The sequence below is a fragment of the Halomonas faecis genome (assembly GCF_010993975.1).
GTDB classification, from domain to species: domain Bacteria; phylum Pseudomonadota; class Gammaproteobacteria; order Pseudomonadales; family Halomonadaceae; genus Halomonas; species Halomonas faecis.
In genome coordinates this window covers 20719-33118 of record NZ_JAACZO010000059.1, presented here as the reverse complement: position 1 = coordinate 33118, position 12400 = coordinate 20719, and the positions used below count along the sequence as shown (strand labels likewise).

The 12400-nt window shown below is 64.6% G+C and carries 12 protein-coding genes; 2 read left to right on the top strand and 10 right to left on the bottom strand.

The features are described from left to right. Positions 1-2688, bottom strand: coding sequence for a CRISPR-associated helicase Cas3' (gene cas3 / locus GFD32_RS19105; protein ID WP_163578168.1), 2688 nt, complete (start codon positions 2686-2688; stop codon positions 1-3). Positions 2689-2837: 149 nt separating this feature from the next. On the opposite strand from cas3, the gene GFD32_RS19100 reads away from it, so the two are divergent. Further along, positions 2838-3707, top strand: a complete 870-nt coding sequence (locus GFD32_RS19100; RefSeq protein ID WP_163578167.1) for a WYL domain-containing protein — start codon at positions 2838-2840, stop codon at positions 3705-3707. A 60-nt stretch (positions 3708-3767) separates the two neighbouring features. Here GFD32_RS19100 and GFD32_RS19095 read toward each other — a convergent pair whose 3' ends face one another. From GFD32_RS19095 to GFD32_RS19070, 6 genes are all read right to left on the bottom strand, one after another. After that, the gene (locus GFD32_RS19095) at positions 3768-4415 is read right to left on the bottom strand and encodes a NapC/NirT family cytochrome c (RefSeq protein ID WP_163578166.1); all 648 of its coding nucleotides are present in this window, start codon (positions 4413-4415) and stop codon (positions 3768-3770) included. Positions 4416-4480: 65 nt separating this feature from the next. Next, positions 4481-4942 carry a nitrate reductase cytochrome c-type subunit gene (locus GFD32_RS19090; protein WP_205599169.1) on the bottom strand — a complete coding sequence of 154 codons (462 nt, stop codon included), beginning with the start codon at positions 4940-4942 and terminating at the stop codon, positions 4481-4483. Beyond that, positions 4939-5835: a quinol dehydrogenase ferredoxin subunit NapH gene (gene napH / locus GFD32_RS19085; protein ID WP_163578165.1), complete on the bottom strand. Its 897-nt coding sequence runs from the start codon at positions 5833-5835 to the stop codon at positions 4939-4941. Before napH ends, GFD32_RS19090 begins: the two co-directional genes overlap by 4 nt. After that, positions 5828-6730: a ferredoxin-type protein NapG gene (gene napG / locus GFD32_RS19080; protein WP_163578164.1), complete on the bottom strand. Its 903-nt coding sequence runs from the start codon at positions 6728-6730 to the stop codon at positions 5828-5830. Before napG ends, napH begins: the two co-directional genes overlap by 8 nt. 79 nt (positions 6731-6809) lie before the next feature. Then, positions 6810-9317, bottom strand: a complete 2508-nt coding sequence (napA, locus tag GFD32_RS19075) for a nitrate reductase catalytic subunit NapA (protein ID WP_163578163.1) — start codon at positions 9315-9317, stop codon at positions 6810-6812. Between the two features lies 1 nt (position 9318). Further along, complete coding sequence (locus GFD32_RS19070; RefSeq protein ID WP_089683168.1) at positions 9319-9561, bottom strand: chaperone NapD; 243 nt, start codon at positions 9559-9561, stop codon at positions 9319-9321. Between the two features lie 681 nt (positions 9562-10242). Between GFD32_RS19070 and GFD32_RS19065 the strand changes: the two genes are divergently transcribed. After that, a complete protein-coding gene (locus tag GFD32_RS19065; protein ID WP_163578162.1) occupies positions 10243-11244 on the top strand; it encodes an aldo/keto reductase in 1002 nt (333 codons plus the stop codon). A gap of 26 nt (positions 11245-11270) precedes the next feature. On the opposite strand, the gene GFD32_RS19060 is transcribed toward GFD32_RS19065, so the two are convergent. The 3 genes from GFD32_RS19060 to GFD32_RS19050 all read right to left on the bottom strand — a co-directional run bounded on the left by GFD32_RS19060 (position 11271) and on the right by GFD32_RS19050 (position 12327). Further along, positions 11271-11540, bottom strand: a complete 270-nt coding sequence (locus tag GFD32_RS19060) for a type II toxin-antitoxin system RelE family toxin (protein WP_163578161.1) — start codon at positions 11538-11540, stop codon at positions 11271-11273. Then, positions 11524-11745: a type II toxin-antitoxin system RelB family antitoxin gene (gene relB / locus GFD32_RS19055; protein ID WP_163578160.1), complete on the bottom strand. Its 222-nt coding sequence runs from the start codon at positions 11743-11745 to the stop codon at positions 11524-11526. The genes GFD32_RS19060 and relB overlap by 17 nt, the downstream gene beginning before the upstream one ends. Before the next feature lie 111 nt (positions 11746-11856). Further along, on the bottom strand, positions 11857-12327 hold the full coding sequence (locus tag GFD32_RS19050; protein WP_240455712.1) for a TspO/MBR family protein: 471 nt from the start codon (positions 12325-12327) through the stop codon (positions 11857-11859). Positions 12328-12400 lie beyond the last annotated feature (73 nt).

Here is a 12400-nt window from a genome sequence, read left to right as displayed (position 1 = left end):
TCAGCGGGGATTTTCCCACTCTTTTGAAAACCTCACCCCCCACTGGGCGTCATAGGCGCAATCGCTATCGGCCTCGACCAGCCAGGGGCGGGTGAAACGCAACGCCTTGTAGCGTTCCTGAAGTGCCTCCCACTGAGCCTGATGGTCGACCGGGAGGTCCGCCAGCTTCTCCGCCTGGCTCTGCCGCAGCTTGACCTGGCTAAGCATGGCGGCATGGCGCTCGCCCTCGGCCCACAGCGCCAGTTCGCCATCGGCTGTGCACTTGAGCAGTACGACGTTGAGCGTCGGTTCGTCGACCAGTCGAGTGCCGATCTCCAGCTCTTCCTGCCACTGATCGAGCTCGGGATGACGAAGATAGCCCTGCTCGAGTGACAGGGCGTTGAAGTTGGCCATCGAGACGGCCACGCGTTTCATGCCGTACTGCTCGATACGCGCATCCTGAAGATCATCGGGCACCAGGTCGGCGACCTGGCCGTAAACGCTCTCGATCAGGGTCCGCGCCTCATCGGGCATACGGATCGCGCCGAGTTCACGCAGCACGCGCTGGGTCAGCCATAGCAGAGAGGTATCGCGATACACCGCCTGGGTACCCGGCAGAGCGCGCTTCAGCCACTGGGCATCCGGTGTGTCACTCCACTTCGGCGCTAGTACGGCGAGAATAGGGTCACGACGCTGGCCTCTTACATGGCGCTGCAGGCGCCCAGCACGCTGAATCAGAAGATCGATGGGGGCAAGATCGCTGATCATGAGGTCCACGTCGCAGTCCAGGGATTCCTGGAAGACCTGGGTACTGATCAGCACCTGGCCACGGCGTTGACCAGGGGTGGAAGCCTTGCCCAGCCGCTCGATGACGTCCGACTCGATACGCTGGCGATCCACCATAGCGAAGCGGCTATGGAACAGCAGGCAGCGCTCGGGATCAGGATGGCGCAGGCGTAGCTGTTCATAGGCGCGAATGGCATCGTCCACGGTATTGCGCACCCAGGCGACGCACTCCCCTGCCTCTACCGCCGCCATCACGGTGTCGAGCGCCTGCTCCTCCGCGGTCAGCCAGTCGATGCCCACCTCTCGAACGACTTCGGGGCGTGTCGCCAGAGGGGTTTCTCGCTCTAGGTCATGACCAACCTGGGTCAACAGCGGGAACGCCTCTTCCTGCAGCGCGGCCGGTGTCTGCCCCAACCCCTCGCGCCATGCCACGGCCAGGGCCTCCCGCATGCCATGCGGCAAGGTCGCGGTCAGCAGGATGGCACTGCCGCCCTGGCGCGCGTGATACGCCAGCTGCTGATGGAGCAGGGTCTGCATGTAGTGATCGTAAGCATGCACCTCATCGACGATCAGGACCTTGCGCGCCAGGCCGTACAGACGCAGCGACTGATGCCGAAACGGCAGCAGCCCCATCAGCGCCTGGTCGATGGTGCCCACCCCCACATCGGCCAGCAGGGACTTTTTGCGAGAGTCGGCCAGCCAGCGGTTACAGCGCGTAGTGGCCGTCATGTCATCGGCGGCGTAGTCCCAGTCTTCTGGCTGCTCCGCGGCCACGGCCTTCACGAAGGTATCATTCAGTTCGCGAGCGCCATGGGCCAGCACGAAGGAAGGACGAGACGACGCAGCATAGAAACGTTGATGCAGATCTCCCAACCGCTCATACATGGCGTTAGAGGTCGCCATGGTCGGCAAGGCGAAGTACAGTCCCTCGCCATGCCCCACGGCCAGCAGCCGCTGGGCAAGGATGCAAGCCGCCTCGGTCTTGCCGGCGCCAGTCACGTCCTCGAGGACAAACAGTTGGGGACCATCGCCGATGGGGAGGGCCTCGGCCTCCCGCTGCAGCGGGGTCGGTGTGACCGGCTGGCCATCGAACCAGCTGGCAAGGCCAGCATAAGGCACCGGTTCGGGAGGGTGCGCGAATCCGCTCTCCTGCAGTGCCAGTTCGGCCCGTTCGAGTGCGATGGGCCAGTAATCGGCCAGCGGCATTGGTTTCTGGCAGTAAGTGAAATGGTCGCGATTCGACCCCAGCCAATCGCTGAGGGTCGCCCAGCCGGCGACCGTCCAGCTCAGGGGCAGGAAAGCCTCTCGCCATTCCGGAGAGACCAGCTTGTCGCACTGCCAGTCGATATCGATCAGGCCGGCCCAGTCTGCGATGAACTGACGCGCCGCTTCGATATCTGAGGCACTATCGTCGTGTCCGAAGAATTCCATCGGCTCGAGCCGACCGGCTTCCACCGGCTGACCATGATGGCCAAACATCGGGGCCAGGATGACCCGCAACGTCTCGCTGAGCTGTCGACGCGCCTTGCGGTCGAGGCCTCGATCGGGCCAGCGCAACGCGCCGTCCTGCAGCCACTCGATCCAGCATGACTGCCACAGCAAGGCCCCCAGCCGGTCATGGCGCTCGGTATAGGCCAATCGCTCGATCGGGGGAACCAGCTTAACGCCCTCCGGCCGAGCCAATCCCTGAAAGGCACGCGCGAACTTGCCGAGATCGTGCAGCCCCAGCAGAAAGACGAAAAAACGGCGCAACGCTTCCGGTGGCATGTCCAACTGACCAGCCAACCGCTTCGTCAAAGGCCGCTCCGGCGCCAGCAAATACCAACCTACGGCAGCGACATCCAGACTGTGATAAGGCAAAAGATGGCAGCTATCGCCCACGTCCGCCGGTTTCGCCTTGCCCCAGTAAAGGTAATACGACATCCCTGTCTCTCCGAATGGCAACCACGCTCTTCATACAAGCACCCCTAACACTTCCTCGCCACCCACTGGTCATACGACCAGCGTATTCTTCAACCCGACTCTGACTTGAGTCATGCTGGCCTTCCACCATGGACGGAAGGAGTCTCCCCATGCCAGATACCCCGGCAATCGGCTGGGATACCCTGGCCCGCTATCGGCTGATCGAGACCCTGGCGTTGTGGGAAGGGCGCGTGGTGGCCCATCAAGTCGGTGAGGCGTTCGGCATCGGCCGCCAGCAGTCGCAGAAGGTACTGCGTCAGTACCGCGCCGTGGCGCCGGGCAACCTCGTCTACGATGAGTCGCGCAAGGGCTTTCTCCCCACCGACTCCTTTGCGCCCCGATTCATCCAGGGCCGGGTTGAAGAGTACCTACATCTGATGGGTTCCGATCAGGCGCCGGAGTCGCCCTTTGCCGGGCTGAGCCTGGGGCCGGCGACCACGGAGTCGTTGCCGCTGCCCAGCCGCAAGGTCTCGCCGCAGGTGGTGCGCGAAATCGTCAAGGCCGCGCGCGACGGGCAGCGCCTGGAAGTCACTTACGCGTCGTTCACCAGCCCGGGCGGCGAAGAACGCATCATCGTGCCCCATACCCTGGTGTTGGCCGCAGGCCGTTGGCACGTGCGGGCCTTCTGCGAGAAGCACCGCAACTATCGCGACTTCGTGCTCAGCCGTTTCCAGGGCGTGCCGGAACCGTGCGGCGACATGCTGGGCGATCACGGCATCGCCGAAGACTCGGCCTGGCGTACCCAGGTGGAGGTGCGCCTGATTCCCGACCGACGACTACCGTCGGAGGAGCAGGCACTGATTGCGGCCGACTACGGCATGACGGATGGCGAACTGACTCTGGCGTGCCGCGGCCCCCTGGTGCTGTATGCGTTGCGCGAGCTGGGGATCAACCCCCATCACGTCGAGACCGAGCCGCGGGCCCAGCAGATCGAGATTGCCAATCGCCCAGCCATCGTCGAGTGGATCGGCTGGTCTTGAGCGCATAAAAAGCAGCGGCGCAGTCCTTCGGGAGATAGCACGAACTGCGCCGCCGACAACTCACCCTTCGCCCTCGAGGCCTCCTGGCGCCAGGCTGGGGTCCACCTCGCTCATGTCCGGCAGCTTGTGCGCGATGCCCTTGTGGCAGCTAATGCAGGTGTCGCCCTGCTCTTCGGCCTGCTGGTGGCGGCGCAGGGCGCGGTCCGTCTGGTCCATGTAATCCATGGACTCGAAGTCGTGGCAGTTGCGGCACTCGCGCGAGTCGGTGCGCTCCATGGTGTCCCACACGCGCTGGGCGAGTTCGAGGCGCTTGGCCTCGAATTTCTCGGGTGTGTCGATGCTGCCCAGCGCCTTGTGCCACAGCTCGCGGCTGGCGACGATCTTGCGCACCATCTTGGGTCCCCAGGCGTCGGGCACGTGGCAGTCGGAGCAGGTGGCCCGCACGCCGGTGCGGTTGGCGTAGTGGCCGGTCTGCTTGTATTCGGGATAGACGTTGTCGCCCATCTCGTGGCACGACACGCAGAAGGCTTCCGTGTTGGTGGCTTCCACCACCGTGTGAAAGCCGCCCCACAGCACGATGCCGGCCACGAGGCCCACGGCCAGCAAACCGCCCAGCGAGTAGCGCGCACTGGGCCGCCGCAGCGCCGCCCACCAGCGGCGCGGCCCCCGCTTCGGCGTCGTATCCTTGTCTCTTTGGTCCTTGGACATAGCAATCTCCCCCTTTTGCCCGGATGCCACTGGTCATGGTTCGTCACGCTCGGCAGCGGTGACCCTCACTCGGCGCGCAGCGTCTGCAGCGGCTGGAACAGGTTGTCGATCAGCGGCTTGGCATCCGCCTGCGGTACGTGGCACTGGTTGCAGAAGTAGTAGCGTGAGGAGATGTTGGACTGGTCGTTGCCGTCGCGGTCCTGGAAATGGGTGCGGCTGACCTTGGGTGCCAGCTCGCGACGATGATTCGCCCAGCTGTGGCACGACAGGCAGCGGTTGGCGCGGGTATCGATCTGGTAGCGCTCCACCTCGTGGGGCACCAGCGGTGGTTGCTGCACGTAGTTGCGCGAAAAGCGTTCTCCCTCTTCGAAGCGATGTACCTGCGGCGGCAGGTCGCCGGCGTCCAGCGGCTTGGCGCCGCGCAGTGATTCCATCTCTTCTCCCCAGGCGAGCGATGCCATCAGCGAGACGATGACGAGCAGCAGGCCGGGCCAGCACGCCCGGACGTTCATGCGGGTGCGGTTCATGGAGCTATCTCCCTCTTGTGACGATCACGGGTAGGCTCGGTAGCGACGAAGCGGCTGCCGAAGGCGAAGACATCCTGGCTGCACACATCGATGCAGCGGGCGCAATTGGTGCACTGTGCGGAGCGGATCACCACGCTGGCGCTCTCGTCGCGGGGCTTGAGTGCGGGCGAGATCACCTGTGGCTCGGGGCAGACGGCGTAGCAATCCATGCAGTCGTCGCAGCGCTCGCGGCCGGCGGCGTTGACGCGCAGCAGCGCAAGCTGCCCCGGCAGGCTGTAGAAGGCACCCATGGGGCACAGGTGGCTGCACCAGCCGCGCCGGGCGACCAGCAGGTCGAACAGGAAGATCGCCACCACCACGCCCCATGCCAGGCCGACGCCGAATACCAGGCTGCGAAACACGATGGAAACGGGGTTTACCCACTCCCAGGCCAGGCTGCCCGTCATCAGGGCCATCGCCAGCGTGGCGCCGAGCAACCAGTAGCGCGTGGCGCGCGAGAATTTGGCCGTGTGGGTGATGCCCAGGCGCCGCCGCAGCCAGGCTGCCGTATCGGTGACGATGTTGATCGGGCACACCCAGGCGCAGTACACCCGCCCGCCGAGCAGCAGGTAGATACCGAGCACGATCAGCGCCCCGACCCAGGCGGTCAGGCCCATCACATGCCCGGCTGCCAGCGACTGCAGCAGCAGGTAGGGGTCGCTGAGCGGTAGCACACCCAGGGTCAGGCTGGAAGCCAGGTTGCCCTTGACGATCCACAACCCGGCCAGGGGACCGAGCAGGAACAGGCCCAGCACGCCGGCCTGAGTGAGCCGCCGCAACACCAGGAAGCGGTGGGCCGGCCACCAGCCTCGCTCGCGGGCCATACGCCGGCCGGGGCGTTCTTGTCTAGCCATCGCCACTCTCCAGTCCTCGGTTCAAGGTATCGAGCGCGTCGTCGCCAAAGGGCTCGGCAGGCGGTTCCCCTCCGGGCATCAGGCCACCGTCGTCGAGCTGGTAGTCCACGCCCTCGGGCAGGTGGTAGCGGTGCTGCTCGTCCGGGGCGAGCAGGCTCTCGCCGGCACGCTCCTTCTCGTCGAGCCCGAAACGGTAGTGCTCCCCCAGGCCGCCCTTGGCCAGCGAGAGCGGCAGCACCTTGATGGCCGCCTCTTCGGTGATGCAGGCGTGTTCGCACTTGCCGCAGCCGGTGCAGGCCGTCGAATGCACCACCGGCACGAACTGCGAGTGCTGCCCGGTACGCAGGTTGTGCCGTTGCTCCAGGGTGATCGCTTCGCCCCGTACCGGGCAGACGTTGAAGCACACCTCGCAGCGCAGGCCCTGAAAGGCGAGACAGGTCTCCTCGTCCACCACCACCGCCAGGCCCATGCGCGCCGCGTCGATGTCGGTGAGGGCCGGGTCCAGGGCGTCGGTGGGGCAGGCCTCCACGCAGTAGATCGGGTCGCACATCTCGCAGGGAATCTCACGCGCCACGAAATAGGGCGTGCCCGTCGGTGCGGCCGGATCGCCCAGCTCGGCCAGGCGCAGGGTGTCGAAGGGGCAGTCGCGTACGCACAGCCCGCAGCGTACGCAGGCCGAGAGAAAGTCCGCTTCGGCCAGTGCCCCGGGGGGCCGCAGGGCATGCGGCGCCAGCGGCGCCGCGCTGCGCGAGTAGAGGCCCACGCCCATGCCCACCAGCGCCGCACCGCAGGCGGTGCCCGCCATTTTGGCGAGAAACCGGCGCCGGGCGGGTGCCGCCGGCGCGTGCCGGGCCTCACCCTTGCTGCCCGATGGCTCTGGCTTGCGCGCTGTCATCGCTTTCCCTCCCACTCTCACGGCCGGTGGCACCGCCGTGCGCTCGCCGGGGCAAGCCCGGCAGGGCCACCGGCACGACTCACACGGCCACCACCTTCGCGGCGCACTTCTTGAAGTCGGTCTCCTTGGAGAGCGGGCAAGTGGCGTCCAGAGTCAGCTTGTTGACCAGGCGCCCCTCATCGAAGAAGGCGATGAACACCAGCCCTTCGGGCACCTTGTTGCGGCCGCGCGTCTCTACCGTGGCCGTCACCTCGCCGCGCCGGGTCTGTATCTTGGCGGCCATGCCGCGGCGCAGGTCGCGCTTCCGGGCATCGGCTTCGTGCATGTAGAGCAGGGCGTTGGGCTGGGCGCGGTGCAGCTCGGGCACCCGGCGGGTCATGCTGCCGGTATGCCAGTGCTCCAGCACGCGGCCGGTGCACAGCCACAGGTCGTACTCGTCGTCCGGCACTTCGGCCGGCGGCTCGTAGGGGGCGGAGATGATGCGCGCCCGCCCGTCGGGATTGCCGTAGAACTGCACCCCGGCGCCTTCGGGCACATGCGGATCGTAGCCCTCGCGGTAGCGCCACAGCGTCTCCTTGCCATCGATGACCGGCCAACGCAGGCCGCGCACGCGGTGGTAGTGATCGAAATCGCCCAACTCGTGACCCGGCTTGGGCCCCTCCAGCGAGAAGCGCCGATACTCTTCGTAGAGCCCCTTTTGCAGATAGAAGCCGAAGTGCTCCATTTCGTCGTTGCCGTACTGATTGCCGGTTTCGTCGACCACTACCTGCTTGGGGAAGGCGTCCACCTGGCCATTGGCGAACAGGATCTCGTAGAGCGTCTTGCCGCGCAGTTCGGGGGCCTGCTCGAGCAGCTCTGCAGGCCACACCTCCTCGGTGCGGAAGCGTTTGGAGAACTCGACGATCTGCCACAGGTCGGAGCGCGCCTGACCCGGCGCCCTGACCTGCTGACGCCAGAACTGGCCGCGCCGCTCGGCGTTGCCGTAGGCGCCTTCCTTCTCCACCCACATGGCGGTGGGCAGTACCAGGTCCGCCGACATGGCGCTGGCCGTGGGATAGGGGTCGGAGACCACCACGAAGTTCTCGGGATTGCGCCACCCCGGGAGGATCTCGTCGTTGATGTTGGGCCCCGCCTGCATGTTGTTGGTACACAGGGCCCAGTAGCAGTTGAGCTTGCCGTCGTTGAGCATGCGGCTCTGCAGCACGGCATGATAGCCGGGCTTATCGGGAATGGTGCCCTCGGGCAGCTTCCACACCTTCTCGGCGAAATCGCGGTGCGCCTCGTTCATCACCACCAGATCGGCGGGCAGGCGATGGGCGAAGGTGCCTACCTCGCGGGCCGTGCCGCAGGCGGAGGGCTGGCCGGTGAGCGAGAAGGGGCTATTGCCCGGTTCCGAGATCTTGCCCATCAGCAGATGGACGTTGTAGACGAGCCCGTTCACCCAGGAACCGCGGGTATGCTGGTTCATCCCCATGGTCCACAGCGACATCACCTTGCGGTTGGGGTCGGCATAGGCCTGAGCCAGGCGCTCGAGTTGACGCTTGGGCACGCCGGAGAGCTCATGGGCGCGCTCCAGGGTGTACTCGCTGACCGATTCGGCATACTCCTCGAAGCTGATCTCGGTGAGCGCTCCCGAACCCGCGTTGGCGGCATTCTCTTCGCGTGGATCCTCGGGGCGCAGGCCGTAGCCGATGTCGGTGGCGGTACGATGGAAGGTGACATGGGCGTCGATGAAGTCGCGATCGTAGGCCTCGTTCTCGATGATGTAGTTGGCGATATAGTTGAGAATGGCCAGGTCGGTCTGCGGCTTGAAGATGATGCCTTCGTCGGCCAGCTCGAAGCTGCGATGCTGATAGGTCGACAGCACCATCACTTCCGTGCCTGGCTTGGTGAGGCGGGTATCGGAGAGGCGCGACCACAGGATGGGGTGCATCTCGGCCATGTTGGAGCCCCACAGCACGAAGGTGTCGGCATGCTCCAGGTCGTCGTAGACACCCATAGGCTCGTCGGAGCCGAAGGCGCGCATGAAGGCCACCACCGCCGAGGCCATGCAATGGCGGGCATTGGGATCGATGTTGTTGGAGCGCAGCCCTGCCTTCATCAGCTTGACCGCGGCGTAGCCCTCCCACACCGTCCACTGCCCAGAGCCGAACATGCCGACCGAGGTGGGGCCTTTCTCCTTCAAGGCTGCCTTCCACTTCTCGGCCATGATGTCGAAGGCTTCGTCCCAGCTCACCGGGGTGAATTCACCCTCCTTGTCGTAGCGCCCGTTGCGCTTGCGCAGCAGCGGCTGCTGCAGGCGGTCGGCGCCATAGAGGATCTTGGCGAGGAAATACCCCTTGATGCAGTTGAGGCCGCGATTGACCGGCGCATCCGGATCGCCCTGCACGGCCACCACCCGGCCATCCTGGGTGCCCACCAGCTCGCTGCAGCCGGTGCCGCAATAGCGACACGGCGCCTTGTCCCAGCGGATCTCGTCACGGCTACCCGCCACCGCCTGGCTCATGCCGGGCAGCGTCACGCCGGCGGCCGATGCCGTGGCGGCAATGGCACTGGTCTTGATGAACTCTCGTCGCGTCTGTTCCATGTCACGCCTCCTCAACGGGATCACGATAGTGGTAAACCAGGGCCGCACACTGGACGTGTTCCAGCCGCTCGAGGCTGCCAAGCGCCTCCTGAGTCTGTTCGTCGGTCTCCGCTTCCAGCGTGACCACCAGTTGGCCGGCCGGTGTCTGCGCATGCACTTCCACGCCGGTCAGCGTTTCGAGACGCTGCTGCAAGTGGACAGAACGCCCCGGCGATGCCGTTACCAGAACCCCTGAAATGTTCATTTCCCCTCCACGCTTGGTATCGCGCGATCGCGCCATGTCGGGCGCTGTCGTTGCCGGTTCGAAAAGCATGGCGATACGGATTTTTCTCCACTCTTTCCCACGGATAATTTCCGCAATTCGGCTGTCGATGAACTACCCGAATTCTCCTATCCCTTTCGCCACTAAACGCCAAAACCGACATGTCGTATCGAGTTTTCACTGCCCTCATGCGTCATTCATGGCGCTAATGAACACTGTAAAGGGGCCAAGGCATCCCAGCCCCTTGACCACGATCAAGAGCGTTAGATGGAAATGGCATTTGCAAAACATTGACAGGCATCAACACACGATAAAAACCCGACTATTTTCATCGGGTTAAAGAAAGAATGGATTAGATTAAAACAAACGATCTCAGCCGGTTATAAAATCAGTACTTCCATAGGTAGTAGCCTAAAATGACGCTCTAACCCTTTAGAGGTACCTCCAATTATCCGGCTTGAAAAAACCAAAGGGACACTGGATTCGTCGCTCGTATTTTTTCGCTGGTTGAACCTCGATATTCCAAACGATGCCCTACCAAAATACTCGGAAAAATCACCATGAAGAGACGCATCGAGATGACATTCATTCGCCCGCGACTTGCGGCCCCCTGGCCCCCCTCGGCATGATGGCCTGGAACTCCGCTCCCCTGACGAGGCCCCAATGACAACGCTATTCACCCGCCTACAGGAAGTCGCCTCTCCCCGCATCGGCCTGGGCGCCATGAACCTCTCCCACGGCTACGGTCAGCCGGTGCCGGAGGCCGAGGCGGTGCGCGCCTTGCACGAAGCCTTCGAGATGGGCTACCGCCACTTCGATACCGCCACCCTCTACGGTGCCACCGCCAACGAACGGGTGGTGGGCAAGGCGCTCGCCGCCAGGCGCAGCGAGATCCTGCTGGCCAGCAAATGCGGCCTGTTCAGCGACCCGCAAACCGGCCGTCGCACCATCGACGGCCGCCCCGAGACGCTGCGCCGGCAGTGCGAGGAAAGCCTCGAACGCCTGCGCACCGACCATATCGATCTCTATTACCTGCACCGCTGGGACAAGGGCGTGCCCATCGAAGAGAGCGTCGGCGCACTGGCACGCCTGGTGGAGGAAGGCAAGATAGGAGCGGTGGGGCTTTCCGAGGTATCGGCGGCCACCCTGCGCCGGGCGCGAACCGAGCACCCCATTGCCGCGGTGCAGTCGGAGTATTCGCTGTGGACCCGCAACCCGGAGATTGCGGTGATCGAGGCGTGCCGTGAGGCGGGCACGGCGCTGGTGGCTTTCAGCCCGCTGGGCCGTGGATTTCTGGCCGGAGCCATCCAGGATCCGCAACGCCTGGCGGAAAACGACATGCGCCGCAGCATGCCGCGCTTCAGCACCGACAACTATCCGCGCAATCTGCGCTTGCTGGCCGAGCTCGAAGCCGTGGCGAGAGAGCTCGATGTCACCAGCGGGCAACTCTCGCTGGCCTGGCTACTAGCCAAGGGCGACGACATCCTGCCGATCCCGGGGTCACGCTCCATCGACCACATGCGCGAGAATCTAGCGGCGGAAAGGCTGCGGCTGGATACGGCCACCGTCGCCCGGCTGGACGCCATCATGACGCCTGAACGGATCGTGGGCGAACGCTACGGCGAAGAGCAGTTGGCCCAGGTCGACACCGAAGCGTTCGGGTAGGCCGCCTCGCACGTCGGGGTACGTGGTCAGCCGCCATAGACATTCTTTCGGTGGGCCGCCCGCACCACTAGCACGACCAACCGATCATCGTTCAACTGGCAGATGATGCGGTAATCGCCAACGCGATACCGCCATAGCTGGGCAAGCTCGCCCTTGAGTGGCTTGCCAAGCTGCCTGGGGTCCGGCAACGACAATACACGCTCTTCGAGATAGGCGCGTATGCGCCGACGCTGCTGCGGATCGAGCTTCCTGAAGCTCTTGCGAGCCGATGCGAGATACTCAATGCTCCAGGTCACGCCAGAATTCCTCGGCGCTCACGACGCGATCCCGTCCCTGACGCAGCTGTTCCAACGCATGCTCGGCCAGATAGGCATCCTCGATGTCTTCGAGATGCTCCTCGATGAGCTTGCGTAGGTAGAACGTCTTCGACCTGCCGGTTACCTGTGCCAGGTGCGCAAGCCGCGACTCGGTCTCGGGATCCAGGCGAAGGCTGATGGGCATGAGAAGGACCTCTTGGGATACATGTATCGATTGTATCGCAAATGAAGCCGCGGTACATGACAGCCTTCGGCAGCCAGCTGCGATGAACGAAGAGACCATGAGCGAGGGACCTCAACCGTTCAGCCACCAGACGCCGGCATTGAGGTAGGCAGCAAGGCTGACCCACGCCAGATACGGCGCCAGCAGCCAGGCGGCGAGCGGCGAAACGCCGGCAAAGCGGCGAATGGTCAGCACGATCAGCGCCCACAGCAGCAGCAGATCCGCAAGCGCCAGCCCCATCCAGTGCAGGCCGAAGAACAGCGGCGACCACAGGGCGTTGGCCGCCAGCTGAGCGACGAAGGGCCACAGCACCGTAACCCGCTGCCCCGGCGGCGCGACCAGTGTGGCCCGCCAGGCGGCCAGTGCCATCAGCAGATAGAGCAGGCTCCAGGCAATGGGAAAAGCCAGGTTCGGCGGGGTGAACGGCGGTTTGGCGAGGCTGGCATACCACTCGCCGGGAGGGGTGGCGATGCCCGTCAATGCGGCGAGACCAACCAGCAACAGCCAGGCAAGCAGTAACCCCAGGGAACGCATGGGGGCCATGGTGTCTCCTCGAAGATGAAAGGCCGCACCCCGAAGGGTACGGCCTTTTCCTGGAGCCGCCTAGAAGGCTGGC